Origin of the sequence: Streptomyces griseoloalbus (genome assembly GCA_014650015.1) — a bacterium.
Lineage (GTDB): Bacteria > Actinomycetota > Actinomycetes > Streptomycetales > Streptomycetaceae > Streptomyces > Streptomyces griseoloalbus.
The window spans coordinates 230,951-255,020 of sequence record BMUD01000001.1; the positions used below are offsets into that span (position 1 = coordinate 230,951).

Sequence of the window (24,070 nt, forward strand, 5' to 3'; positions counted from 1 at the left end):
AGGCCCTAACCCTCTTCACGGAGCTGCTCCTCGGTCATCCCGCGGCGCCAGTAGCCCACGAACGTCACGCGCCGGCGGTCGATCCCGCGCTCACCCACGAAGTGCCGCCGCACCTGCTTCACGCGGCCCGACTCGCCCGCGATCCACACGTACGGCCGCTCGGCGGGCGGGAGTTGGGCGGTGCGCAGGCTGTCCAGGGCCATCGGGGCGCCCCGGTCGCGCGTGGCCCCGGCCCCCTCCTCGTCCCGGACGAACCAGGTGATCTCGGTGTCGGCCGCGGTCGTCAGGTCCTGGATGTCCCCGGAGCGCGGGACCTCCAGCCAGATCCGGGCGCGGGTGCCGGCCGGCAGGGACTCGAGGACGGCGGCGGTGGCGGGCAGGGCGGTCTCGTCGGCCCAGAGGAGGACCAGGTCGGTGTCCTCGGGCGGACGGAAGCGGATCGCACGGTTGTCGGCGACCGCGGGACCGAGCAGCAGCACCCGGTCACCGGCGGCGGCGCGGGCGGCCCAGCGGGAGGCCGGGCCGGCCTGCGGCGAGGTGTCCGGGCCGATGCCGTGCAGCACGAAGTCGATGTCGACCTCGGTGGTGTGCCCCTCGGCATCCGCGCGCAGCGCCCGGAGCGTGTACGAGCGCATCACCGCCCGTACGTCGTCGGGGAGTTCGCGCCAGCGCTGCCACCAGTCCCCCCCACTCCCGGCTTCGCCCGAGCGGGGGGACCCCCCTCCCTCTTCGAGCGGCACCACCGGCTCGCTCTGCCCCGGATGCGGCAGGAACAGCGACAGGGACTGGTCGCACCCGGCGGAGCGGAAGGCCCGTAGATCGGGCCCCGCGAAGGTGACCCGGACCAGGGACGGGCCGAGCCGCCTCGTCGTCACGACCTGGAGGGAGAAGAAACGGAACGGGGAGGCTACGGCCGTCGTCACGGGGGCTCCTGCGTGTCGGGACGGTCGGGGTCAGCTGACCTTCTTCGCGTTCTCGATGGCCTCGGCGAGGTTGTCGAGCAGGGGCGTGCACTTGTCGTAGGAGAGGATCGGCTCGGGGGAGCGGGAGATGACCTGACCGGCCTTGACCGCGGGGAGCTTCTTCCAGGTCGCCTCGGTGATGTCGGCGGGCTGGATCGTCGAGGCGCGGTCGTCCATGATGATCACGTCGGCCGGGTGCTTGTCGACGTTCTCCCAGCTCAGGGTCTCGAACCAGCCGTCGGTCGCCTTCTTGGCCTCCTCGGTGGGCTCGACCAGGTTCACGCCGAGGGCCTTGAAGTACTCCAGGTCGACGGAGAAGTTCGAGCCGGAGACGTAGAAGACGTCCGGCGCGGCGGAACCCGCCAGCACCTTGATCTCCGGCCGGGCCTTGGCGGCCTTGCGCAGCCGCTCGGCGGCGGCCTCGAACCTCTTCTTCGCCTCGACGACGTTCGGCGCCTTCATGTCGGCGCCCAGCGACTCGGCCAGCTCGGCCATGCGCTGCAGCGGCCGCGGCAGTTGGCGGTCGAAGACGGAGACGGCCACGCTCGGGGCGAGCTGGGCGATCTTGTCCTTGGAGACCTCCGGGACGTACCAGAGCGTCCCGGCGTCGTCGAACGTCGTGGTGATGAGCACCTCGGGCCGGAAGACCGCGTACTGCTCGACGTTGAAGCTGTCGAACTTGTTGCCGAAGACCGTCAGCTTGCTGACGTCCATGTCGCCGGCCTGGACGTCGGCCTTGCCGTCGGTCGTCCTGGTCGGGCCGAAGACGCCCTCGACCTCGACGCCGTAGTCGTGGAGGGCGGCGGCCACGCCCGTGAAGGCGACGATCCTGGTGGGGACGTGGTCGAGCTCGACGGTCTCGCCGCGGTCGTCCTTGAAGGACCACGGGCCGGACGTGGACGCGCCGGCCCCCGCCGAGTCCGAGCCGCCGCTTTTCGCGTCGTCGTCCCCGCAGGCGGCGAGCACGGCGCCGAGTCCGAGGGCGCCGCCGGCGGCGAGCAGTCCCCGGCGGGAGAAGCGGGCGGTGGTGGCGTTCGACATGGGAGGGTCTGCTTTCGTGCGTACGGAGCCGGCCGTGACTGACAGAGGCTTGGGTCAGAACAGGCTTAGGTTAGCCTAACCTCATGATCTGTCCAGGGGGGCGCTCGGTATGCATCCCCTCGCGACCGGCCGGAATGCCTGCCCCGTACCGTGATTCGGGTCACGCGCGCAGACGGACGGCCCGCGTCGTGGCGGACGCGGACCGTCCCCGAAGGGGTACGGCGGTTCAGCCCGCCAGGCCCAACTCCCGGGCGATCAGCATGCGCTGGACCTCGCTCGTGCCCTCGCCGATCTCCAGGATCTTGGAGTCGCGCCACATGCGGGCCACCGGGTACTCGTTCATGAAGCCGTAACCGCCGTGGATCTGGGTGGCCTCGCGCGCGTTGTCCACGGCGACCGTGGAGGAGTACAGCTTGGCCAGCGCCGCCTCCTTCTTGAAGGAGTCGCCGGCCACCAGCCGGCTCGCCGCGTCACGCCAAGCGAGGCGGGCCGTGTGGGCCTTCATCTCCATGTCGGCGATCTTGAACTGGATCGCCTGGTTGGCGCCGATCGGGCGCCCGAAGGCGTGCCGCTCCTTGGCGTACTTCACCGACTCGTCCACACAGCCCTGCGCCAGACCGGTGCCCAGCGCCGCGATGGCGATGCGGCCCTCGTCCAGGATGCGCAGGAACTGGGCGTAGCCGCGGCCCACTTCGCCCAGGAGGTTCGACGCCGGGACGCGGACGTCCTGGAAGGACAGCTCCCTCGTGTCCGACGCGTTCCAGCCGACCTTCGAGTACGGGGCCGCCACCGTGAAGCCCGGGGTGCCCGACGGGACGATGATCGACGAGATCAGCGGCTTGCCGTCCGGCTTGCGTCCGGTGACTGCCGTGACCGTGACCAGACCCGTGATGTCCGTGCCCGAGTTGGTGATGAAGCACTTGGTGCCGTTGACGACCCACTCGTCCGTCGACTCGTCCAGGCGGGCCGTCGTACGGGTCGCGCCCGCGTCGCTGCCGCCGTCCGGCTCCGTGAGGCCGAACGCGCCCAGGATCTCGCCCGAGCACAGGCGGGGGAGCCAGGCCCGCTTCTGCTCCTCGGTGCCGAACAGGTGGATCGGCATCGCGCCGAGCGAGACACCGGCCTCCAGGGTGATCGCCACCGACGAGTCCACGCGGGCCAGTTCCTCCAGGGCCACGCCCAGCGCGAAGTAGTCGCCGCCCATGCCGCCGTACTCCTCCGGGAACGGCAGACCGAACAGTCCCATGCGGCCCATCTCCCGGACGATCTCGTACGGGAACTCGTGCCGCTCGTAGAAGTCACCGATCTTCGGCGCCACGACGTCGTGCGCGAACTCCTCCACCGTGCGGCGGAGTTCTTCCAGTTCGGGGGAGAGCTTGTGGTCCATGGTCGTTCACTGCTCCTGGTGGGAGAGGGCTCGGACGGTGCGGGACGGGCTGGGTCGGCCCAGGTGGGCGGCCATCCAGACGCTTGTGGCGACCAGACGGTCGAGATCGACCCCGGTGTCGATGCCGAGTCCGCGCAGCATCCACACGAGGTCTTCGGTGGCGAGATTGCCGGTGGCGGACTTCGCGTACGGGCAGCCGCCCAGTCCGCCGGCGGAGGCGTCGACCGTGGTGACACCCCGCTGGAGCGCGGCCAGCGTGTTGGACAGCGCCTGGCCGTAGGTGTCGTGGAAGTGCACGCCCAGGGCGGACACGGGCACGTCCGCCTCGGTCAGGGCGGTGAGCAGGGCGGTCACATGGCCCGGGGTGGCCACGCCGATGGTGTCGCCCAGGCTCAACTCGTCGCAGCCCATGGCGAGGAGGGCCCCGCACACCTCGACCACCCGGGAGATCGGGACCGCGCCCTCCCAGGGGTCGCCGAAGCACATCGACAGATAGCCCCGGACATGGACGCCCTCCGCCTTCGCCCGCCTCACCACCGGCTCGAACATCGCCAAAGCCTCGTCCACCGTGCGGCTGAGGTTGGCCTTGGCGAAGGCCTCCGTGGCGCTGGCGAACACCGCGACCCGCCGGGCCCCGAGGGCCAGCGCGCGCTCCAGGCCGCGTTCGTTCGGCACCAGGACCGGCAGCGACACCGGCAGGTCGGCGACCGCCGGGTACAGGTCCTCGGCGTCCGCCAGTTGGGGCACCCACCTGGGGTGGACGAAGCTCGTCGCCTCGATCGTGGTCAGGCCCGTGCCGGCCAGGCGGCGGATGAACTCCGCCTTGACGGCCGTCGGGACGGTCGCCTTCTCGTTCTGCAGGCCGTCGCGCGCGCCGACCTCGTGGATGCGGACCCGCGCGGGCAGGCCCTGGGCCGGTACGGCCATGGGCAGGCCCAGTTCCGTGGCGTTCATCGCGTCTCCTCCTCCACGGCCGCGATGACGGCCAGCACCTGGTCCATGGCGACCGTCGTGCCGGGAGCCACGTCCAGTTCGGTGACCGTGCCGGCGTGCGGGGCGGAGATGACGTGCTCCATCTTCATCGCCTCCACCACCAGCAGGCTCTGCCCGGCGCTCACCTCGTCGCCGACGGCGACCTTCACCACCGTCACCGTGCCGGGCATCGGCGCGGTCAGCGAGTCGGCGCCCGCCTGGCCGGCGCGGGTGAGGGACGCGGCGACCGGGTCGTGGTCGCGCACGTGCCAGGCATCGCCGTCACGGCCGAGCCAGGTGCCGTCCGGCAGGGCGGCGAAGGCGTGGGCGACACCGTCGAGCAGGAACGTGAACCGGTGCTCGCCCCCCGGCCGCGGGGGCACGCCCCCGGACCCCCGCACAGGCGTGTCGGCCCCCGGCAGCAGCAGTTCCGTCCCTCCGTCCGGCGTGCTGCGCACGCGCACGGTCACCGGGTCGTGGCCCGGCACCCGCAGGTGGTGCGCCGTCCAGGCCCGCTCGCCGCCCATGCGCCAGCCGTCCGCGGCGGCGAACGGGTCGGCCCAGCCGGCGGCGCCGCCGGCGGGCGCGAGCCGGGCCTGGCGCAGCAGCGCCGCCGCCGCGTACGCCTCCGCCGGCACCTCGTCCGCCACGAGCCCGTCCACCTCACGCTCGACCAGCCCCGTGTCCAGCTCGCCCGCCACCACCGCCGGGTGCGCGAGCAGCCGCCGCAGGAACCCGGCGTTGGTCTGCACGCCCAGCGTCACCGTCTCGGCGAGCGCCGCCCGGAGTCTGCGCAGGGCGGTCGCGCGGTCGGGGCCGTAGGCGATCACCTTGGAGAGCATCGGGTCGTAGAGGCTGCCGACCTCCGAGCCCTCGCTGAGCCCGGAATCGGTGCGGACGCCGTCGCCCTGCGGTTCGCGCAGCCGCAACACCGTGCCGCCGGAGGGGAAGAAGCCGCGCGCGCCCTCTTTCACGGACACGGTCTCGGCGCAGACGCGGGCCTCCACGGCGTGACCGGTGAGGGTGATGTCCTGCTGCGCGAACGGCAGGGGTTCGCCCGCCGCCACCCGCAGCTGCCACTCCACCAGATCGAGCCCCGTGATCAGCTCCGTGACCGGGTGCTCCACCTGGAGGCGGGTGTTCATCTCCATGAAGCAGTACGCGGACGGGTCCTCGCCGGGGACGATGAACTCCACGGTGCCCGCGCCCCGGTAGCCGCAGGAGCGGGCCGCCTGGACCGCCGCCTCGCCCATCGCGGCCCGGGTCGCCTCGTCCAGCAGGACGCTGGGCGCCTCCTCGATGATCTTCTGGTGGCGGCGCTGGAGGGAGCACTCGCGCTCGCCCAGATGGACGACGGTGCCGTGACCGTCGGCCAGGACCTGGATCTCGATGTGCCGGGGGCGGTCGATCCACCGCTCGACGAGCAGGGTGTCGTCGCCGAAGGAGGCGCGGGCCTCGCGGCGGGCGGCGGCGATCTCGTCGGCCAGCGTCGAAGCGTCCCGCACCAGGCGCATGCCCTTGCCGCCGCCGCCCGCGGACGGCTTCAGCAGCACCGGCATGCCGATCCCGCGGGCCGCCTCGGCGAGCTGCCCGTCCGTCAGCCCGCTGCCGCTGGAGCCGGGGACCACCGGGACCCCGGCCGCCTGCACCGTCTCCTTGGCACGGATCTTGTCGCCCATCAGGGAGATCGCGTCCGCCGGGGGCCCGATGAACACCAGCCCCGCCCGGGCGCACGCGGCCGCGAAACCGGCGTTCTCGGCGAGGAAGCCGTACCCGGGGTGGACCGCCTGCGCACCGGTGCGGGCGGCGGCGTCGAGCAGCCGCTCCACCGACAGATAGCTCTCGGCGGCCGGCGCCGGTCCGATCCGGACCGCCGTGTCGGCCTCCCGGACGTGCCGGGCGCCGGCGTCCGCGTCGGAGTACACGGCCACCGAGCGCACGCCCATCGACCGCAACGTGCGGATGACGCGGACGGCGATCTCGCCCCGGTTGGCCACTAGCACTGTCTCGAACATCTTCGTCCGTTCCCTCACATCCGGAAGACGCCGAACTGGGGGTCGCCCAGTGGCGCGTTGGCGCACGCGGTCAGGGCCAGGCCCAGGACCTGCCGGGTCTCCAGCGGGTCGATCACACCGTCGTCCCAGAGGCGGGCCGTCGCGTAGTAGGCGTTCCCCTGGCGCTCGTACTGGGCGCGGATCGGGGCCTTGAAGGCGTCCTCGTCCTGTGCCGGCCACTCCTCGCCGCGCGCCTGGAGCTGGTCCCGCTTGACGGTCGCGAGGACCGAGGCGGCCTGCTCGCCGCCCATCACCGAGATCTTGGCGTTGGGCCACATCCACAGGAAGCGGGGGGAGTAGGCCCGCCCGCACATCGAGTAGTTGCCCGCGCCGTACGACCCGCCGACCACCACCGTCAGCTTCGGTACGCGGGTGCAGGCGACCGCCGTGACCATCTTGGCGCCGTGCTTGGCGATGCCGCCCGCCTCGTAGTCCCGGCCCACCATGAAGCCCGAGATGTTCTGCAGGAACACCAGCGGGATCCCGCGCTGGTCGCACAGCTCGATGAAGTGGGCGCCCTTCTGGGCGGACTCGGAGAACAGGATGCCGTTGTTGGCGACGATCCCCACCGGGTGGCCGTGGATCCGGGCGAAACCGGTGACCAGGGTCTGCCCGAACTCCGACTTGAACTCGGCGAACCGGGAGCCGTCGGCGATCCGCGCGATGATCTCCCGTACGTCGTAGGGGGTGCGGGAGTCGACCGGCACCGCGCCGTACAGGCCGTTCGGATCGACCTTGGGCTCGACGGCCGGCTCGACCCGCCAGGGCAGGGAACCCCGCGCGGGGAGCGTGGAGACGATGGTGCGGACGATCCTCAGCGCGTGTGCGTCGTCCTCCGCGAGGTGGTCGGTCACGCCCGACACCCGCGAGTGGACCTCGCCGCCGCCCAGCTCCTCGGCCGTGACCACCTCACCGGTGGCCGCCTTCACCAGGGGCGGGCCGCCGAGGAAGATCGTGCCCTGGTTGCGGACGATCACCGCCTCGTCGCTCATCGCCGGGACGTACGCCCCGCCCGCCGTGCAGGAGCCGAGGACCGCCGCGATCTGCGGGATCCCGGCGCCGGACATCCGGGCCTGGTTGTAGAAGATCCGCCCGAAGTGGTCCCGGTCCGGGAACACCTCGTCCTGCATCGGCAGGAAGGCGCCGCCGGAGTCCACCAGGTAGACGCAGGGCAGGCGGTTGTCCAGGGCCACCTCCTGCGCGCGCAGGTGCTTCTTCACCGTCATCGGGTAGTAGGTGCCGCCCTTGACGGTGGCGTCGTTGGCCACGACCACGCACTCCCGGCCGCCGACCCGGCCGATCCCGGCGATCACGCCGGCCGCCGGGGCCTGCCCCTCGTACATCCCGTCGGCCGCCAGCGGTGCCAGCTCCAGGAAGGGCGAGCCGGGGTCGAGGAGGGTGCCCACCCGGTCGCGCGGGAGCAGTTTCCCGCGCGCGGTGTGCCGCGCCCGCGCCCGCTCGCCGCCGCCGAGACGAGCGGCGGCCAGCTTGCCGCGCAGCTCCTCGACGAGCGCGCGGTGCGCCTCCTCGTTGGCCCGAAAGGCCTCCGACGCGGGATCGGCCGCGCTGTGAAGCTCCGGTGCCTCATGCATCCTGCGGGTCCCCTCACCTTGTTAATGAGCGTTAACGCATTTCCTCCAGGTTAACGACCGCTAACCCCGCTGTCTAGAATCGTTCCCATGGCCACCAGAACCGACGCCCCCACCCGCCGTGAACAGATCCTCAAGGAGGCCGCCCGGCTCTTCGCCGAGCGCGGCTTCCACGGTGTCGGGGTCGACGAGATAGGCGCCGCGGTCGGCATCAGCGGACCGGGGCTCTACCGGCACTTCCCGGGCAAGGACGCGATGCTCGCGGAGTTGCTGGTGGGGATCAGCGACTCGCTGCTGACCGGCGCCAGGCGGCGCCTGGAGGAGGCCGGCTCGGTGGCCGCCGAGGCGGTCCTCGACTCGCTGATCGAGGGGCACATCGACTTCGCGCTCGACGACCGTCCCCTCATCACCCTGCACGACCGCGAGCTGGACCGCCTCCGGGACAGCGACCGCAAGCTGGTCCGCCAGTTGCAGCGGCAGTACGTCGAGCTGTGGGTGGAGGTGGTGCGGGAGCTGTATCCGGAGCTGGCCGAACCGGCCGCCCGCTCCGCGGTGCACTCGGTGTTCGGCCTGCTCAACTCCACCCCGCACCTGGCCCGCCCCGGCTCCCTGCCGGGCCGGGCGGGCACCGCCGAGCTGCTGCACCGGATGGCCCGGGGGGCGTTCGCGGCGGCGGGTGCGGCGTGAGCGCGCCATGAGCCCGGGAACGTCGCGCCGTGGCCGCGCCGTGACCCCGGGGGAGTGACGAGCGTTACGGGACGCCCGGTCTGGACGGCTGCGGATACTCGCCGGTACCTTTGGTCTGAGCAAGCGCTTAGACATGCCAATGGTACGTGGAGGTGGGCGTTCGTGCGCCGTACGGTTTTCAACGAGGATCACGAGGCGTTCCGGGAGACGATCCGCGCCTTCATCGAGGCCGAGGTCGTCCCCGTCTACGACGAGTGGTTCGCGGCGGGCCAGGCGCCCCGCGACTTCTACTACAAGCTCGGTGAGCTGGGCATCTTCGGGATCAGCGTGCCCGAGGAGTACGGCGGCGCGGGCATGGACACCCACAAGTTCGAGGCGGTCCTCTACGAGGAGACCGCCCGCGCGGGTGTGCAGTTCGGCGGTTCCGGCGTGCACGTGCTGCTCGCCCTGCCCTACCTCAAGATGCTGGCCACCGACGAGCAGAAGAAGCGCTACCTGCCGAAGTTCGTCACCGGCGAGGAGATGTGGGCCATCGCGATGACCGAGCCGGGCACCGGCTCCGACCTCGCGGGCATGAAGACCACCGCCAAGCTGAGCGAGGACGGCACGCACTACGTCCTCAACGGCGCCAAGACCTTCATCACCGGCGGCGTCCACGCCGACAAGGTGATCGTCTGCGCCCGCACCGCCGCCCCGACGGCCGAGGACCGCCGCCACGGCATCTCCCTGTTCGCCGTCGACACCAAGTCCGAGGGCTACTCCGTCGGCCGCAAGCTCGACAAGCTCGGCCTGAAGACCTCCGACACCGCCGAGCTGGCGTTCGTCGACGTCAAGGTCCCCGTCGAGGACCTGCTCGGCGAGGAGAACAAGGGCTTCTCCTACCTGGGCCACAACCTGGCCTCCGAGCGCTGGGGCATCGCCTTCGGCGCCTACGCCCAGGCCAAGGCCGCCGTCCGGTTCGCCAAGCAGTACGTGCAGGAGCGCACCGTCTTCGGCAAGCCGGTCGCCCACTTCCAGAACACCAAGTTCGAACTGGCCGCCTGCCAGGCCGAGGTGGACGCCGCCGAGGCCGTCGCCGACCGCGCCACCGAGGCCCTGGACGCCGGCGAGCTCACCCCCGCCGAGGCCGCCAGCGCCAAGCTCTTCTGCACCGAGGTCGCGCACCGCGTCATCGACCGCTGCCTCCAGCTGCACGGCGGCTACGGCTACATGAACGAGTACCCGATCGCCCGCCTGTACGCGGACAACCGCGTCAACCGCATCTACGGCGGCACCAGCGAGATCATGAAGACGATCATCGCGAAGGACATGGGCCTGTAAGCGCCGCGAAATCCCTGCCGTATACAACTGACCTCATGAGTCAGGCACTACAGGACCTCCTCGATCTGCTCGACCTCGAGCAGATCGAGGAGGACATCTTCCGCGGCCACTCCCGGACCGCCGTCGTCCCCCGCGTCTTCGGCGGGCAGGTCGCGGCGCAGGCGCTGGTCGCCGCCGGGCGCACCGTCCCCGAGGACCGGCCCGCCCACTCCCTGCACGCGTACTTCCTGCGCCCCGGCGACCCCGGCGCGCCGATCGTCTACACCGTCGACCGGATCCGCGACGGCCGCTCCTTCACCACCCGCCGGGTGGTCGCCGTCCAGCACGGGAAGCCGATCTTCCACCTCTCCGCGTCCTTCCAGACGTACGAGGACGGCCTGGACCACCAGGACCCGATGCCGCCCGCCCCGGACCCGGCCTCGCTGCCCACCTCCGAGGAGCGGCTGCGCGGCTACGGCCACCTCGACCCCGAGGTCGTGGACCGTTTCCTGGAGGCCCGCGCGGCGGTCGACCTGCGTTACGTCGACGAGCCGCCCTACGGCCGCTTCGGCGAGCCGCGCCCACCGCACTCCCAGGTGTGGTTCCGCACCAACGGCAAGCTGGCCGACGACCCGCTGCTGCACGTCGTCCTCGCCACCTATGTCTCCGACATGACGCTGCTGGACTCCGTCCTGCTCGCGCACGGGCGCGGCGGCTGGGCGGTCGGCGACGTGGTGGGCGCCTCCCTGGACCACGCGATGTGGTTCCACCGCCCGTTCCGCGCCGACGAGTGGCTGCTGTACGACCAGCAGTCCCCGTCGGCCCACGGCGGCCGGGGCCTCGGCCAGGCCCGCATCTACACCGAGGACGGCCGCCTCGCGGTGTCGGTCATCCAGGAGGGCGTGGTCCGCGTCCCGCGCGACGCATGAGACGGCGCTGAGCGAAGGGGTCACAGGTCCGGACCGACCCACGGGCCCGGCCCGGGACGAGCACCTCAGACCAGACCCGCCTCCGCCAGCAGGAACGCCGTCATCGGGTCGTAGTGGCGGGGGCTGGTCACATGGTCGTCGAGGGGGACCGTCACCTGCACGGTGCCCTCCGCCTCCGCGAGGAACAGGGCCGGGTCGTTGCAGTCGGCGTAGCCCACGGAGTCGACGCCGTGCTGTCCCGCGTATCCCGCCCAGCCGTGGTCGGCGACGACCAGGTCGGGCAGCGGGCGGCCCTCGCGCTCCAGAGCGGTCAGGATGGCCTTCATCGGCTCCCCGGAGTGGGTGTGCCACAGCGTGGCGCCGTGCTCGAGCATCGCCACGTCCGCGAACTGCATCACATAGCCCTCGTCCGTGACCAGCCCGTCCGGGATCACCACGATGTCGCAGCCGGCGGCGCGCAGCGCGGCGGCCGTCGCGCGGTGCACGTCCAGCAGTCCGCCGGGGTGGCCGGTGGCGAACAGCACCCGCTGCTGCCCGTCCGCCGCCTTCCGCAGCCGCCCGGCCATGCGCTCCAGACCGCTCACCGTCAGCTCGGGGTCGATGGTGTCCTGCCCGTACCGGTGCTCGGGATCGTCGTTGACGCCGACCCGTTCCGCCATCACCGCGAGCACGTCCTGCTCGTCGGTCCAGCGGTCGCCGAGCTCCAGGCCGAGCCAGTAGTGGCGGTCGCCGTTCGCCAGTTTGCGGTAGTGGGAGAGGTTGTTCTCGCGCGGCGTGGCGACGTCGCCCGCGATGCGCGTGGCGACGAGGTGTTCGACGAGTTCGGCTCGGCTGGGTGTCCCGGATATCGGCATGCCCCCCATTGTGGAGCAGCGCCCTGTGCGCGTCCCCGGCGTATCGCCTCCTGGGACGTGCGTCACGTACTCAAGCCGCCTCCGTACGGATACTCATCCCTCACGTGCGTCGCAGCGCGAACCACAGCTCCATCCGTACGTCCGGGTCGTCCAGGTCCGCCGCCAGCAGCGCCGCGCACCGCGCGATCCGCTGCCGCACGGTGTTGCGGTGCACGGACAGCGCCACCGCCGTGCGGTCCCAGCTGCCGTGCAGCGAGAGCCAGGTGCGCAGGGTGTCGGTGAGGGCGGGGGTGGCCGCTATCGGCGCGAGCAGCGCCCGGGCGTGGGCGTCCGCGTCGTCCGGCGGGACGAGGTCGGTGAGGGCGGGGCGGACGCCGTGCCGGACCAGGGCGGTGCGGGTGGCGCGGGCCCGGGCCAGGGCGCGGGCGGCCTGGGTGTCGGCGGCCGGCCAGTCGTGCGGGGCGACGGCCGCGCTGACGCCGAGGGTCCAGCCCCGCAGCGCCGCCACGGCCCGCTCGGCCGGCACCAGGACCCGTACGGCCTCGCCGACCGGATCCACCAGCGCCGACCCGAGCGCGGCGCCCAGCGCGGAGGCGGCCACGGGGTCCGGTGTCCGCCCGTCCGGCGCCGGCCCGTCCGGAGTGCCGTGCACCACCCGCCACCGCTCCCCGCCGAGCAACGGCGCCACCTCCTCGGGCGGGCTGCCCAGCAGCAGCCGCACGAGCGCGGAGGCGCGGGCCGCGCCCGCACCGCTCGGCTGCTCACCGGTGAGCAGGGAGAGCAGCACGGCGGCCACGGACGTGATGGCGTGGTCCCCCGGATCCCGCTGCGGGGCGGCGACCCCGAGCACGAAGCCCCGCCCGTTGCCGAGCGCGTGGGCGACCAGCCGGGTACCGGCGACGGTGTCGCTGGCGGAGGTGGGCCGGCCGGCGCCGGGGCGCACCACCCGCGCCAGTTCCGCCAGGGCCGCCCGGACCTCCTCGCCCCCGTCCCCTCCCGCCCCGGCGAGTTCCGTGCCCTCCGGGCCGTACAGGACCGCCCGGCCGCCCAGCCGGCGGGCGAGCTGGTGCAGCACGGACGGGACGGGGTCCGGGCGGGCGGCGGCGGTGGCGAGGCCCTGCTGGGCCTCCGACACGTGGCGCACCTCCGCCAGGCGGGCCTGCGCCATCAGCTGCCAGACCGCGCGCGCCACCCCCGAGAACGTGGTCCGCGGCGGCACCTCCACCAGCGGCAGCCCGTGCATCTCGCACGCCTCCACCAGCGCCGCCGGCACCGTGTCGTGCACCGGTGCCACGCCGAAACCGAGCGCCGCGCCGCCCGCCGCCACGATCCGGGAGACGTAGGCGTCGAAGTACCCCGGCCCCGCCCCCTGCGGAATGTGCACCCCCGCCGACAGCAGCAGTTCCCCGCCCAGCAGATACGGGTAGGGGTCCGCCATCTCCGAGGTGTGCGCCCAGTGGACGACGACGCCGGGGTCGTCGGGCCCCGCGATCCGGCGCAGGCCGAGGTCCGCGCGTGCCAGGAGCGCGTCCAGGGGCACGGGCGGTGTGGGCGGGACCGCGGGATCCGGCATGGTGGACGTTTCCTCCATTCCGTTCGGCTGGAATGGATGAAACGTACACTTCGCAGTCGCTTTCCGGCCACCTAGGGTCGGGTCGACCGGCAGTCGGCGGGTACGGGCGGATGTCCCCGTGACGAGCCGCCGGACAGCGCGTTCCCCCTGCACGACACGCCACCGACAGTGCGCGAAGGAGGCCCCGCATGGCCGTCGACTACCTGGTCATCGTCGTCTATCTGGCCGGCATGCTGGCCATGGGCTGGTGGGGCATGCGCCGCGCCAAGTCCAAGAGCGAGTTCCTGGTGGCCGGCCGTCGCCTCGGCCCCGCCCTGTACTCCGGCACCATGGCCGCCATCGTCCTCGGCGGCGCTTCCACCATCGGCGGTGTCGGCCTCGGCTACCAGTACGGCCTCTCCGGCGCCTGGATGGTGTTCACCATCGGCCTCGGCCTGCTCGCCCTGAGCGTCTTCTTCTCCGCCCGCATCGCCCGCCTGAAGGTCTACACCGTCTCCGAGATGCTCGACCTGCGCTACGGCGGCCGGGCGGGCGTCATCTCCGGCGTGGTCATGTGGGCGTACACGCTGATGCTCGCGGTCACCTCGACCATCGCCTACGCCACGATCTTCGACGTCCTCTTCGACATCAACCGCGCCCTCGCGATCGTCCTCGGCGGCTCCATCGTCGTCGCCTACTCCACGCTCGGCGGCATGTGGTCCATCACCCTGACCGACATGGTGCAGTTCGTCGTCAAGACGATCGGCGTGCTGCTCCTGCTGCTGCCCATCGCCGTCGTCAAGGCGGGCGGCTTCGGCGAGATGAGGGACCGGCTGCCCGCCGAGTACTTCGACCCGCTGGGCATCGGCGGCGAGACGATCTTCACCTACGTCCTGATCTACACGTTCGGCATGCTGATCGGCCAGGACATCTGGCAGCGGGTGTTCACCGCGCGCGGCGACCGCACCGCCAGGTGGGGCGGCACCGTCGCCGGCACCTACTGTCTCGCCTACGCCCTCGCCGGCGCCGTCATCGGCACCGCCGCCAAGGTGCTCTACCCGGAGCTCGGCAGCCCCGACGACGCCTTCGCCACCATCGTCAAGGACGAACTGCCGATCGGCGTGCGCGGACTCGTGCTGGCCGCCGCGCTCGCCGCCGTGATGTCGACCTCCTCCGGCGCGCTGATCGCCTGCGCCACCGTCGCCAACAACGACATCTGGGCGCGGCTGCGCGGCATTGTGCGCCCCTCCGGCGAGCAGCATGACGAGGTGAAGGGCAACCGCGCTTTCATCCTCTTCATGGGCCTCGCCGTGATCGGTACCGCCATCGCGCTGAACGACGTCGTCCAGGCGCTGACCGTGGCGTACAACCTGCTGGTCGGCGGGCTGCTCGTGCCGATCCTCGGCGGGCTGCTGTGGAAGCGGGGCACCGCGCAGGGCGCGCTCGCCGCCGTCGCCGTCGGCGGTCTGGCCGTCGTCGGCCTGATGGCCGCCTACGGCATCCTCGCCAACGAGCCGATCTACTACGGCCTTCCGGCCTCCCTCGCCGCCTACGTCGCGGTCTCCCTGGCGACCCGGCCCACCGACGAGGCCGTACTGGCCGCCTGGCGCGACCGTCTCGCCGGACGTGCCCCCGCGTCCGCGTCCGCGTCCGAATCCGTGTCCGAACCGGTCCCCCACGCCCAGTAGAGTCATCAGGGCAGGCAGTACATACGCGACGAAGCGTAGGAAAGAAGGCAGTTCCCCATGAGCAGCAACGAGACGCCCCGCGGCCCCGTCGACTCGTCCCGCATCCCGCGCTACGCCGGCCCCGCGACCTTCGCCCGGCTGCCCCGCCTCGACGAGGTCGGCCGCGCCGATGTCGCCGTCGTGGGCGTGCCGTTCGACTCGGGCGTCTCCTACCGGCCGGGCGCCCGCTTCGGCGGCAACGCCATCCGTGAGGCGTCCCGGCTGCTGCGCCCCTACAACCCGGCGCAGGACGCCTCGCCGTTCGCCCTCGCCCAGGTCGCGGACGGCGGCGACATCGCCGTGAACCCGTTCGACATCAACGAGGCCGTGGAGACGGTCGAGGCCGCCGCCGACGACCTGCTCGGCACCGGCGCCCGCCTCATGACGCTCGGCGGCGACCACACCATCGCGCTGCCGCTGCTGCGCTCGGTCGCCAAGAAGCACGGCCCGGTCGCCCTGCTCCACTTCGACGCCCACCTCGACACCTGGGACACCTACTTCGGCGCCGAGTACACCCACGGCACTCCGTTCCGCCGGGCGGTGGAGGAGGGCATCCTCGACACCTCCGCGCTCTCCCACGTCGGCACCCGCGGCCCGCTGTACGGCAAGCAGGACCTCACCGACGACGAGAAGATGGGCTTCGGCATCGTCACCTCCGCGGACGTCTACCGCCGGGGCGCCGACGAGGTCGCCGACCAGCTGCGTCAGCGCATCGGCGACCGCCCGCTGTACATCTCCATCGACATCGACTGCCTGGACCCGGCCCACGCGCCCGGCACCGGCACCCCCGAGGCCGGCGGCATGACCTCCCGCGAGCTGCTGGAGATCCTGCGCGGGCTGGCCTCCTGCAACCTGGTCTCGGCGGACGTCGTCGAGGTGGCCCCCGCGTACGATCACGCCGAGATCACCTCGGTGGCCGCGTCCCACACGGCGTACGAGCTGACCACGATCATGTCCCGTCGGATTGCGGAGGCCCGCGCGAAGTGACGCACGACCACGACCTGGTGCTCAGCCCGACGCCGGCCCAGACGGAGGCCGCACTGCATCCCCCTCCCGGCCGCAACGGCGGAGACCTGGTCGTGGAGACCCTGGCCGGGCTCGGCGCGACCACCGTCTTCGGCCTGCCCGGCCAGCACGCCCTCGGCATGTTCGACGCCGTGCGCCGCTCGGACCTGAGGTACATCGGCCTGCGCGTGGAGAACAACGCCGCCTTCGCGGCGGACGCGTACGGCCGGATCACCGGCGAGGCGGCCCCGCTGCTGCTGTCGACGGGCCCGGGAGCGCTGACGTCCCTGGCCGCGCTCCAGGAGGCGGCGGCGGCTTCGGCGCCCGTGCTGGCGATCGGCAGCCAGGTCCCGACGGCCGGGCTGGGCGGCGGCCGCCACGGCTACCTCCACGAACTCCCCGACCAGTCGGCCGCGTTCCGTGGTGTGGTGAAGTCCGTCCACACCGTGCGCACGGCGTCCCAGATCCCGTCGGCGATCGCGGCGGCCTGGAAGTCGGCGCTGACCGTTCCGCACGGACCGGTCTGGGTGGAGATCCCGCAGGACGTGCTGCTCGCGGAGACGGTCCTGCCGGTGGTGACGGCGATGGACGCCACCCCGGACGAGCTGCCCCCGCGCCCCGAGCTGACGGCGCTCGCCGCCCACCTGCTGTCGAATGCCGTCCGTCCGGCGATCATCGCCGGCGGGGGAGTGGTCCGCTCGGACGCCTCCGGCAAGCTGAAGCAGCTCGCCGAACGGCTCCAGGCGCCGGTCGTCACCACCCCGGGCGGTAAGGGCGCCTTCCCCTGGACGCACCCGCTGTCGCTCCAGTCCTGGCTGGAGGACCGCCACACGACCGACTTCCTGGAGGACGCGGACGTCCTGCTGGTCGTCGGCTCCGGTCTCGGTGAACTCTCCTCGAACTACCACACGTTCAAGCCCCGCGGCCGGGTCGTCCAGATCGAGGCCGACCTCGGCAAGCTGGAGTCCAACCACCCGGGCCTGGGCATCCACGCCGACGCGCGCCTCGCCCTCCAGGCGCTGCTGGAGACGGTGGAGCCGCGCGCGGACGCGACGGCCGCGGAGCGCGTGCGCACGGTGCTGGCGAAGGTGGCCGGCCGTATCGCCGCCCAGGAACTCACCCTGGAACAGCAGGTCCTGACGGCGGTCCGCAGGGCCCTCCCCACGGACTCGCCGTCCTTCTGGGACATGACGATCCTGGCCTACTGGGCCTGGTCCGCCTTCGACGCCAAGGGCCCCAACCATCTGCACTCCGCGCAGGGAGCGGGCGGTCTCGGCTACGGCTTCCCGGCCGCCCTCGGCGCGGCGGTCGCCGACCCCACCCGCCCGGTGCTCGCGGTGTCCGGGGACGGCGGTGCCCTGTACTCCGTCGCCGAACTGGCCACGGCCCGCCAGTACGACCTCGACGTCACCTGGCTCATCGTCGACGACGGCGGTTACGGCATCCTGCGCGAGTACATGACCGACGCCTTCGGTGAGACCACGGCGACGGAGCTGACGCGCCCCGACTTCGTGGCGCTCGCCGAGTCGTTCGGCGTGCCGGGGATCCGTACGACGCCCGAGACCCTGGAGGCCGACCTCGCCGAGGCACTGTCGGCGCCCGGACCCCGGGTGGTGGTGCTCCCCGCGGTGCTGCGGATGTTCGCGCCGACGCACCTGGGCTGATGACGCCGGCCCGACCACACCGGGGCCGGGCTGCGTGTGCCGACTTCCGTGTGCCGGGTTGGGTGGGCCGGGCTGCGTGTGCCGACTTCCGTGTGCCGGGTTGGGTGGGCCGGGTTCCGCGGGCCGACCTCCGCGTGCCGGGTTTCGGTGGACCGGGCTCCGCGGGCCGACTGCCGTGTGCCGGGTTGGGTGGGCCGGGTTCCGCGGGCCGACCTCCGCGTGCCGGGTTTCGGTGGACCGGGCTCCGCGGGCCGGGCTTCGGTGGGGCGGGTTCGGTGGGTCAGCAGCCGCCTGGGCCCACTCCGTCGATTCGCCCGCCGAAGTCGCCGAGGTAGCGGGAGCGCCAGTCGCCGTTGAAGACGTTCCGCTTCTCGACCGGCTGCCAGTTCACGAAGCAGGCCCGGGTGCTCGCCACGAACGAGCCGACGTGGTCGTGGAGGCGGGGCGGCATGTCGCGGTAGCCGCTGCGCGCGGTCCACTCCCAGTAGTCGCCGTCGAAGCCCTCGCCGCTCCAGAAGCACACCGATCCGTCGGGACAGGCGGGGGGTGCGGCCGGGGCGGCGGACGCCGTGTGGGCGGGCAGCGCGAGCGCGGTCAGGGCGAGGACGGCGGCGAGGGACCAGGAACGAGTCTTCACGGCACTCTCCAGTAAGGCGGCGTGGAGGCATGGAATCGCCCCGGCGGACGTGCCGGGGCGCTTTCCATGGTTGCGGCGGGGCGGGGCCGATCGGTGCGGCCCACCGTCCACACCACCTGATGGAGCGAACCGGAGGCTCGGCGGGGGTGCTTCCCGCGAGCGGCGGGCGCCGCACGCGGGGCGTGCGGGTCCGGAGCACCGGCGCCCGGAGCCTCGGCCAACGGGTTGCGGTCGGGCCTGCGGACGACGTAAGTGACATTGTTGCGACGCTCACGGAAGTGACGAAGGAGTCTCGTGCCAGACCTGTCCATACGCCCCGCGGGCCCTGCCGACCGTCCCGTGGTGGAGCGGCTGTGGCTGATGTTCCGCCATGACATGTCGGAGTTCCAGGACGTGCTGCCCCACGCCGACGGGACCTTCCGCACCGATCGGCTCCACATGGCGTTCACCGAGCCCGGCTGGGCGCCTTACCTCGTCGTGATGGGGGACAGTCCCGTCGGTTTCGTGTTCGTCCGTGGCCTCAACGGCCCCGCCCGCGTGATGAACAGCTTCTTCGTGGTGCGCGGCGCGCGGCGGACGGGGATCGGGCTGCGTGTTGTTCGGGAGGTCGTGGCCAGGCACCCGGGTGCGTGGGACATCGCCTTCCAGGATGCCAATACGGTCGCGGTGCGCTTCTGGCGTCGCGCCGCCACGGCGATCGCCGGCGAGGCGTGGACAGAGGAACGCAGAGAGGTGCCGAACCGGCCGGACCTGCCTCCCGATGTCTGGATCTCGTTCAACACCCTTGCGGAGTCCAGGGGATGAGCAGGTCGCGGAGCAGCTCGGCGAAGGCGTTGTCCAGTGTGTCCTCCCGGGCTGCGTCGCCGACGGCTTCGGGGCAGAGGGCGGCGGGCCGGGCGATCCACAGGATCTTCCAGGGACGGGAGCCCAGCCGGGGGTCGCCCCAGATGCCGCCGTTCCGGCAGAGGGGGTGCAGCACGTCGCTGATGCGTTCCATGGCGGTCTGCAGCAGCGGGCCCTCGGTCGCCGTGTACGCCGCCGAGAAGGTCCTGGGGGAGGTCCGTGCGACGGCGGCCGTGGTCGGGTGACGGCGAACGACCCGCACGACTTCCGTCAGATGCGCGGTGATTCCGGGGACGGTGCCATCACTCGGGCAGGCGCGGTCCGCCGTGTCGAAGGCCTGCGCCAGCTCCGTCCGCAGCGCGCGCAGGTGCAGGGCGGAGGCCGATTTCCAGTTGGCGTACAGGAAGTTGCGCGTGATTCCGCAGCTACGGGCGATGGCGGTCAGGGACACGTCCAGGCCGCCGGTCCGCATGAGGGTGCGCACGGTGCTGATCACGTGCCCCGTGCTGTAGGGGTTGTGGTCGTAGGCGAATCGGGAGCTCATGGGGGACACCCTCTTGGAAAAGGGTGAGCAGGGGGCGGGCCAACGCCCGTGGGCCACTCAGATGAGCGACGTCTGGACGGTGAGGGTGGGGGTGTTCACGTTTTTCGGGTGAGAGGGTCAGTCCTTGAGGGCGGCGATGAACGACGTCCAGCCCACGACCGAGAACACCACCGCCGGCCCGTCCACCACCTTCGAATCCCGAACGGCCACACCGGTACGGTCGTCGACCACTTCGAGGCAGCTCCCTGCTTCGTTTCCGCTGTACGACGACTTACGCCAACCGCTGAGCGTTGCGGTGTCGGCTATGGCCCGGTCAGTCATCGTTCGCATAGTCCTTCGCTGTGGCCTTCATGACGGCAAGCGACTCGCGTAGCGGGAGCGCGTCGCTCAGTGCGAGATGGTAGGCGCCCTGCAACTGTTCGACGACTGCCGGGGCGTCATGAATCTTGGCCACCCGCACACCCTCGGAGTAGGCCACCGGGGGTTGGTCCTCGAACCACATCAGGCTCAGCATGCCCTGCATGACGGGGTAGGCACCCGTCCCACGAGGCATGACATGAACGCGGATCCGGCCTCGCTCGACCAGCTGCACAAGGTGCATGAGCTGCTCCGTCATGACATCGGGGCCGCCCACCGGGCGGTGCAGCAGGCCTTCGTCCAGCAGGGCCCAAAAGACGGGTGTGGTGGGATCGTCGAGGATCTTCGCCCGCTCAAGGCGTGTGACGAGGCGCTTGTCACGCTCTCCGTCACTCAGGGGAGGGAACGTCGTGCCGAGGACAGCGCGCGCGTACCTCTCCGTCTGCAGGACTCCCGGGACGAACGTCACTGCGGACTCCCTGATCATCACCGCCTGCTGTTCGAGCAGCCGCGCGGCCTCGAAGTAGTCGGCGACGGCGGCGTGCTGCTCCGGCAGGAAACTGCTCAGGACGTTCCCCGTGTTCAGCGCCGCATCCAGCCGGCGTGCGTCCTCGTGCGACGGCACCCGGCGGCCCGCCTCGATGTGGGCGATGTGCGAACGCGTCATGATCGCCGTGTCGGCCAACTGCTGCTGGGTCAGGCCCGCGGACTCGCGCCGCTCCTTGAGCCAGTCCCCGTAGATGCTGCTCATCGCGTCAACACCCCTTGTGACGAAGGCCTTGTCACCAGTTCCCCTCTGGCGAGCCTAGCCGCACCCGTCTCACACTGTGAGCAGATGACTACACAAGGCGATGCCCCCGTGGTCGTGGGACCGGTTCGGGGGCATGCTCATCAACGAATCCCAGGAGCCGACGACATGAACGACCGCCTCGCCCGCCTTGCCGGGCCCCTGCCGCCCGACATGGGCAGGCACCGGCGCGCCGCCTCCGCGCCCCTCCCACAGTTGGTCGTGCCAGGGTGCCAGGGTGCCAGGGTGCCGGGGTGCCGGGGTGCCGGGGTGTCGGCGTGCCGGGGTGTCGGGGTGTCGGGGTGTCGGGGTGTCGGGGTGGCTGGGTGTCGGGGTGCCGGGTGTCGAGTGCCGGGCGTCGAGGTGTCGGGGTGCCGGACGGTGAGGTGTCGGGTGTCGCGGTGCCAGGTGTCGCGGTGCCGGGCGTCGGGGTGGCCGGGTGTCGAGGTGCCGGGCGTCGGGGTGGCCGGGTGTCGAGGTGCCGGGCGTCGAGGTGTCGCGGTGCCGGGCGTCGGGGTGGCCGGGTGTCGGGGTGCCGGACGGCGAGGTGCCGGGCGTCGAGGTGTCGCGGTGCCGGGCGTCGGGGTGCCGGATGGCGAGGTGCCGGGTGCCGGGATGCCGGGTGCTGGGATGCCGGCCGCCCGGGTGCCGGCCGCCGGGCGGGCGGGCGCCCGCCACCTCCGCGGCGAGGACTCCGCCCTCGTCCGCCCCCGCGTCCTCGCCCACGAGCGCGGGGAAGACGCCGGGCGGGCGCGCGCCCGGCGTCGCGCGCTGTGGTGCGCCGTGCACGGCATCGGCGTCGGGCCGCGGATCATCCACGGCGTGGAGGTGACGGCATGACGCACGCGGACCGCGACCGCGAACCGCGCCTCCTGCCCTGGACGGGGGCGGACGGCAAGCCCTGTTACCTCGTCACGGACGGAACGGGATACCTCTCGCGCCGCGCCGACACCGTCGAGGACACCCAACTCGCCATGGCCGACGAGCTCCTCGGCCACGCTGCGGACCTGCTCGCCGACCGCCGCGTGACCGAGGACCAGCTCCGGTTCCTGCTCGCACGCATGCGCGAGTCGCTCACCGACGTGTGCCGGATCGCCGAGAGCCGGGGCGCCCGTCTGGCGGCTACCAGATCGACTCGACCCACTCCGGGTGGTCGATGAACGGGTTGCGGTTGTGCTGGTAGGAGTCGTAGATGACCTCGTTGCGGCGCTCCTCGAAGGCGCTCGGCGGATCCTGCTGGTGCCACTGCTTCAGGACCGAGAGGCGGCCGTGGTACGGGTCGCTGCCGTTGGTGACGGAGTCGTTGGGCTCCAGGTCGGGCCAGCCGTCGGTGCCCTCGTAGCGGACCGCCATGTAGAGGATCATGCGGGCCACGTCGCCCTTGACGGCGGCGCGGGGCTCGAAGGAGTTCGAATCGGTCAGGCTGCCGCCGCTGTTGGTGAACGAGCTGCCGCCGTTGTCGAAGTCCTTGTTCCCGCGGATGGAGTTGACCTGGACGTCCTCGGGGCGCAGGTGGTGCAGGTCGGTGCCGGGCCCGGTGGACGTGCCGAAGTCGCCGTGGGACTTGGCCCACACGTGCTCGCGGTTCCAGTCACCCGTGTCACCGCCGTTGAGGGACTTGCTGCGGGAGAGGCCCGAGTACAGCAGGACCACGTTGTTGCTGTTGTTCGGGTCCTGGTCGGTGACCTTCAGGGCGTCCCAGACGGCCGAGTACGAGATCTTCGTCTGGTCGCTGATGATCGTGTGCAGGGAGTCCTTCAGCGCCGTGCCGGACTTGCCGACGGCGTCGGCGTAGTACGTGTCGTCGTACGCGGTGGTCATGGCCCCGGCGGTGGTCGCGGCCCCTGCGGTGGTCGCGGCCCCGGCGGAGGGCGCGGTCAGTGCGGGGACGGCGAGACCCACCAGCATGGCCGAGGTGGCCAGGGCGAGGGTCTTCCAACGGCGGCGTATGTGTGTCACGGGCATGTGGGGACGTCCGATCTACGCGGGTTGATTGGCCGATGGGAAGCGTGACATGGACATGTATTCATGAGGGTGAAGACGAGGTGTCGGTCATGTGTCGGTCCGTGGTGAGAGGTCGTCACCCGGCCGTCCTACGGTGCGGGCATGCGCCTGAGAACCCTCCTCGCCACCACCACCGCGGCCCTCACGGCGGCCGGCTGCCTGACCGCCACCGGCCCCGCGACCGCCCAGCCGCACGCCCAGCCGCACGCCCAGCCGCACGCCCGGCCGGACGGCCCGCACCACGCCTGCTCCCCGTCCGTCTCCATCGACCGCTTCTCCGACGCCCTCGACAAGACGACGTACGACGGCACCCACGTCGGCAACTTCTCCGCCCTCGCCGTGGACCGGGACGGCTCGCTCGCCGCCCTGTCCGACCGGTCCGCCCTGTTCCGTCTGGACGCCGACTCCCTCGAGCCCGAGGCGGTCGTACCGCTCGCCGACGAAGACGGGGGCGCCCTCGACTCCGAGGGGCTGGTCGTCGACCGGGACGGCACCCGGCTGATCGGTTCGGAGACCGAGCCGGCCGTCCGTCGCCACGCCGCCGACGGCCGTGTGCTCGGTCGGCTGCCCGTGCCCGCCGCGCTGAGGGTCGCCCCGGCCGGCCGCGCCCGCACCAACGGCACCTTCGAGGGGCTGACCCTCTTCCCCGGCGGCCGCACCCTGCTGGCGTCCATGGAGTACGCCCTGGCCGGGGACGGCGCGGACACCGTCCGCCTCCAGACCTGGCAGCGCGACCGGGGCGAGTTCCGGCTCGGGCCGCAGTACGCGTACCGCGCCGACGCCGGCCTCGGCGTCCCGGAGGTCACCGCACTCCCGGACGGCCGCCTCCTCGTCCTGGAGCGCGGTTTCACCGCCGGGGTCGGCAACACCGTCCGCCTCTACCTGGCCGACCCGCGCCGGGCGACCGACACCCGCGCGATCGAGCGGCTGGACCGGGAGACCCGCGTGCGGCCGGTCCGCAAGACCCTCCTCGCCGACCTCGCCGACTGCCCCACCCTCGGCGCCACCGCCCGGCAGCCCCAGCCCAACCCGCTCCTCGACAACGTCGAGGGCATGGTGATCACCGGACGCCACCACGGCCGGCTGAAGGTGCTGCTGGTCAGCGACGACAACCAGAGCGAGAACCAGACGACCCGCTTCTACGCTCTGCGCGTACGCCTCTGACCCTCGCGGAGG

23 protein-coding genes are annotated in these 24,070 nt (G+C 72.2%); 10 read left to right on the forward strand and 13 right to left on the reverse strand.

Going from position 1 to position 24,070, the window contains the following annotated elements:
• Positions 1-5 precede the first annotated feature (5 nt).
• From IE178_RS01065 to IE178_RS01090, 6 genes are all read right to left on the reverse strand, one after another.
• The gene (locus IE178_RS01065) at positions 6-923 is read right to left on the reverse strand and encodes a siderophore-interacting protein (protein WP_193510943.1); all 918 of its coding nucleotides are present in this window, start codon (positions 921-923) and stop codon (positions 6-8) included.
• Between the two features lie 30 nt (positions 924-953).
• Positions 954-2,003 (reverse strand): ABC transporter substrate-binding protein, encoded by a 1,050-nt coding sequence (locus IE178_RS01070; protein ID WP_193510944.1) that lies wholly within the window; start codon positions 2,001-2,003, stop codon positions 954-956.
• A 226-nt stretch (positions 2,004-2,229) separates the two neighbouring features.
• Positions 2,230-3,390 carry an acyl-CoA dehydrogenase family protein gene (locus tag IE178_RS01075; RefSeq protein ID WP_184760475.1) on the reverse strand — a complete coding sequence of 387 codons (1,161 nt, stop codon included), beginning with the start codon at positions 3,388-3,390 and terminating at the stop codon, positions 2,230-2,232.
• Positions 3,391-3,396: 6 nt separating this feature from the next.
• A complete protein-coding gene (locus tag IE178_RS01080; RefSeq protein ID WP_193510945.1) occupies positions 3,397-4,344 on the reverse strand; it encodes a hydroxymethylglutaryl-CoA lyase in 948 nt (315 codons plus the stop codon).
• Positions 4,341-6,377 carry an acetyl/propionyl/methylcrotonyl-CoA carboxylase subunit alpha gene (locus tag IE178_RS01085; RefSeq protein ID WP_193510946.1) on the reverse strand — a complete coding sequence of 679 codons (2,037 nt, stop codon included), beginning with the start codon at positions 6,375-6,377 and terminating at the stop codon, positions 4,341-4,343. The genes IE178_RS01080 and IE178_RS01085 overlap by 4 nt, the downstream gene beginning before the upstream one ends.
• Positions 6,378-6,391: 14 nt before the next feature.
• A complete protein-coding gene (locus IE178_RS01090) occupies positions 6,392-8,008 on the reverse strand; it encodes a carboxyl transferase domain-containing protein (protein WP_193510947.1) in 1,617 nt (538 codons plus the stop codon).
• An 87-nt stretch (positions 8,009-8,095) separates the two neighbouring features.
• On the opposite strand from IE178_RS01090, the gene IE178_RS01095 reads away from it, so the two are divergent.
• From IE178_RS01095 to IE178_RS01105, 3 genes are all read left to right on the forward strand, one after another.
• Positions 8,096-8,692: an SACE_7040 family transcriptional regulator gene (locus tag IE178_RS01095; protein WP_193510948.1), complete on the forward strand. Its 597-nt coding sequence runs from the start codon at positions 8,096-8,098 to the stop codon at positions 8,690-8,692.
• Positions 8,693-8,854: 162 nt separating this feature from the next.
• Positions 8,855-10,012: an acyl-CoA dehydrogenase family protein gene (locus tag IE178_RS01100; protein WP_184760480.1), complete on the forward strand. Its 1,158-nt coding sequence runs from the start codon at positions 8,855-8,857 to the stop codon at positions 10,010-10,012.
• Between the two features lie 35 nt (positions 10,013-10,047).
• Complete coding sequence (locus IE178_RS01105; RefSeq protein ID WP_193510949.1) at positions 10,048-10,920, forward strand: acyl-CoA thioesterase; 873 nt, start codon at positions 10,048-10,050, stop codon at positions 10,918-10,920.
• A gap of 65 nt (positions 10,921-10,985) precedes the next feature.
• On the opposite strand, the gene IE178_RS01110 is transcribed toward IE178_RS01105, so the two are convergent.
• Together IE178_RS01110 and IE178_RS01115 are read right to left on the reverse strand one after the other, a co-directional pair.
• Entirely contained in the window at positions 10,986-11,774 is a 789-nt protein-coding gene (locus tag IE178_RS01110; protein WP_193510950.1) for a phosphatase, read from the reverse strand.
• Between the two features lie 100 nt (positions 11,775-11,874).
• Positions 11,875-13,347, reverse strand: a complete 1,473-nt coding sequence (locus tag IE178_RS01115) for a PucR family transcriptional regulator (RefSeq protein ID WP_193510951.1) — start codon at positions 13,345-13,347, stop codon at positions 11,875-11,877.
• A 188-nt stretch (positions 13,348-13,535) separates the two neighbouring features.
• Between IE178_RS01115 and IE178_RS01120 the strand changes: the two genes are divergently transcribed.
• The 3 genes from IE178_RS01120 to IE178_RS01130 are packed head-to-tail and all read left to right on the forward strand — an operon-like array spanning position 13,536 to position 17,722.
• The gene (locus tag IE178_RS01120) at positions 13,536-15,014 is read left to right on the forward strand and encodes a sodium:solute symporter family protein (RefSeq protein ID WP_193510952.1); all 1,479 of its coding nucleotides are present in this window, start codon (positions 13,536-13,538) and stop codon (positions 15,012-15,014) included.
• 57 nt (positions 15,015-15,071) lie between these two features.
• Positions 15,072-16,040, forward strand: a complete 969-nt coding sequence (gene speB, locus IE178_RS01125; protein WP_193510953.1) for an agmatinase — start codon at positions 15,072-15,074, stop codon at positions 16,038-16,040.
• Complete coding sequence (locus tag IE178_RS01130; RefSeq protein ID WP_193510954.1) at positions 16,037-17,722, forward strand: thiamine pyrophosphate-binding protein; 1,686 nt, start codon at positions 16,037-16,039, stop codon at positions 17,720-17,722. Before speB ends, IE178_RS01130 begins: the two co-directional genes overlap by 4 nt.
• Positions 17,723-18,002: 280 nt before the next feature.
• On the opposite strand, the gene IE178_RS01135 is transcribed toward IE178_RS01130, so the two are convergent.
• Positions 18,003-18,359 carry a peptidase inhibitor family I36 protein gene (locus IE178_RS01135; protein WP_184760487.1) on the reverse strand — a complete coding sequence of 119 codons (357 nt, stop codon included), beginning with the start codon at positions 18,357-18,359 and terminating at the stop codon, positions 18,003-18,005.
• 294 nt (positions 18,360-18,653) lie between these two features.
• Between IE178_RS01135 and IE178_RS01140 the strand changes: the two genes are divergently transcribed.
• A complete protein-coding gene (locus tag IE178_RS01140) occupies positions 18,654-19,163 on the forward strand; it encodes a GNAT family N-acetyltransferase (RefSeq protein ID WP_193510955.1) in 510 nt (169 codons plus the stop codon).
• Here the strand turns inward: IE178_RS01140 and IE178_RS01145 are convergent.
• From IE178_RS01145 to IE178_RS01155, 3 genes are all read right to left on the reverse strand, one after another.
• Complete coding sequence (locus IE178_RS01145) at positions 19,135-19,746, reverse strand: TetR/AcrR family transcriptional regulator (RefSeq protein ID WP_184760489.1); 612 nt, start codon at positions 19,744-19,746, stop codon at positions 19,135-19,137. The two genes, IE178_RS01140 and IE178_RS01145, sit on opposite strands and share 29 nt — an antisense overlap.
• A 117-nt stretch (positions 19,747-19,863) precedes the next feature.
• Complete coding sequence (locus IE178_RS01150; protein WP_184760490.1) at positions 19,864-20,067, reverse strand: DUF397 domain-containing protein; 204 nt, start codon at positions 20,065-20,067, stop codon at positions 19,864-19,866.
• Positions 20,060-20,854: a helix-turn-helix domain-containing protein gene (locus IE178_RS01155; RefSeq protein WP_193510956.1), complete on the reverse strand. Its 795-nt coding sequence runs from the start codon at positions 20,852-20,854 to the stop codon at positions 20,060-20,062. Before IE178_RS01155 ends, IE178_RS01150 begins: the two co-directional genes overlap by 8 nt.
• A gap of 666 nt (positions 20,855-21,520) precedes the next feature.
• Here IE178_RS01155 and IE178_RS01160 point away from each other — a divergent pair.
• On the forward strand, positions 21,521-21,730 hold the full coding sequence (locus tag IE178_RS01160) for a hypothetical protein (protein WP_193510957.1): 210 nt from the start codon (positions 21,521-21,523) through the stop codon (positions 21,728-21,730).
• Positions 21,727-22,050: a hypothetical protein gene (locus tag IE178_RS01165; protein WP_193510958.1), complete on the forward strand. Its 324-nt coding sequence runs from the start codon at positions 21,727-21,729 to the stop codon at positions 22,048-22,050. Before IE178_RS01160 ends, IE178_RS01165 begins: the two co-directional genes overlap by 4 nt.
• Here IE178_RS01165 and IE178_RS01170 read toward each other — a convergent pair.
• Complete coding sequence (locus tag IE178_RS01170) at positions 22,013-22,855, reverse strand: endonuclease I family protein (RefSeq protein WP_193510959.1); 843 nt, start codon at positions 22,853-22,855, stop codon at positions 22,013-22,015. The genes IE178_RS01165 and IE178_RS01170 overlap by 38 nt on opposite strands.
• 141 nt (positions 22,856-22,996) lie before the next feature.
• On the opposite strand from IE178_RS01170, the gene IE178_RS01175 reads away from it, so the two are divergent.
• Complete coding sequence (locus IE178_RS01175) at positions 22,997-24,058, forward strand: esterase-like activity of phytase family protein (RefSeq protein WP_193510960.1); 1,062 nt, start codon at positions 22,997-22,999, stop codon at positions 24,056-24,058.
• Positions 24,059-24,070 lie beyond the last annotated feature (12 nt).

Excerpts from the sequence above, each read along its gene's own strand:
- IE178_RS01175 (WP_193510960.1), top strand. The coding sequence starts at position 22,997 with ATGCGCCTGAGAACCCTCCTCGCCACCACCACCGCGGCCCTCACGGCG.
- IE178_RS01165 (WP_193510958.1), top strand. The coding sequence starts at position 21,727 with ATGACGCACGCGGACCGCGACCGCGAACCGCGCCTCCTGCCCTGGACG.
- IE178_RS01110 (WP_193510950.1), bottom strand. The coding sequence starts at position 11,774 with ATGCCGATATCCGGGACACCCAGCCGAGCCGAACTCGTCGAACACCTC.
- IE178_RS01145 (WP_184760489.1), bottom strand. The coding sequence starts at position 19,746 with ATGAGCTCCCGATTCGCCTACGACCACAACCCCTACAGCACGGGGCAC.
- IE178_RS01150 (WP_184760490.1), bottom strand. The coding sequence starts at position 20,067 with ATGACTGACCGGGCCATAGCCGACACCGCAACGCTCAGCGGTTGGCGT.
- IE178_RS01120 (WP_193510952.1), top strand. The coding sequence starts at position 13,536 with ATGGCCGTCGACTACCTGGTCATCGTCGTCTATCTGGCCGGCATGCTG.
- IE178_RS01080 (WP_193510945.1), bottom strand. The coding sequence starts at position 4,344 with ATGAACGCCACGGAACTGGGCCTGCCCATGGCCGTACCGGCCCAGGGC.
- IE178_RS01085 (WP_193510946.1), bottom strand. The coding sequence starts at position 6,377 with ATGTTCGAGACAGTGCTAGTGGCCAACCGGGGCGAGATCGCCGTCCGC.
- IE178_RS01095 (WP_193510948.1), top strand. The coding sequence starts at position 8,096 with ATGGCCACCAGAACCGACGCCCCCACCCGCCGTGAACAGATCCTCAAG.
- IE178_RS01105 (WP_193510949.1), top strand. The coding sequence starts at position 10,048 with ATGAGTCAGGCACTACAGGACCTCCTCGATCTGCTCGACCTCGAGCAG.
- IE178_RS01090 (WP_193510947.1), bottom strand. The coding sequence starts at position 8,008 with ATGCATGAGGCACCGGAGCTTCACAGCGCGGCCGATCCCGCGTCGGAG.
- IE178_RS01170 (WP_193510959.1), bottom strand. The coding sequence starts at position 22,855 with ATGCCCGTGACACACATACGCCGCCGTTGGAAGACCCTCGCCCTGGCC.
- IE178_RS01115 (WP_193510951.1), bottom strand. The coding sequence starts at position 13,347 with ATGCCGGATCCCGCGGTCCCGCCCACACCGCCCGTGCCCCTGGACGCG.
- IE178_RS01155 (WP_193510956.1), bottom strand. The coding sequence starts at position 20,854 with ATGAGCAGCATCTACGGGGACTGGCTCAAGGAGCGGCGCGAGTCCGCG.
- IE178_RS01160 (WP_193510957.1), top strand. The coding sequence starts at position 21,521 with ATGCCGGCCGCCCGGGTGCCGGCCGCCGGGCGGGCGGGCGCCCGCCAC.
- IE178_RS01075 (WP_184760475.1), bottom strand. The coding sequence starts at position 3,390 with ATGGACCACAAGCTCTCCCCCGAACTGGAAGAACTCCGCCGCACGGTG.
- speB (WP_193510953.1), top strand. The coding sequence starts at position 15,072 with ATGAGCAGCAACGAGACGCCCCGCGGCCCCGTCGACTCGTCCCGCATC.
- IE178_RS01070 (WP_193510944.1), bottom strand. The coding sequence starts at position 2,003 with ATGTCGAACGCCACCACCGCCCGCTTCTCCCGCCGGGGACTGCTCGCC.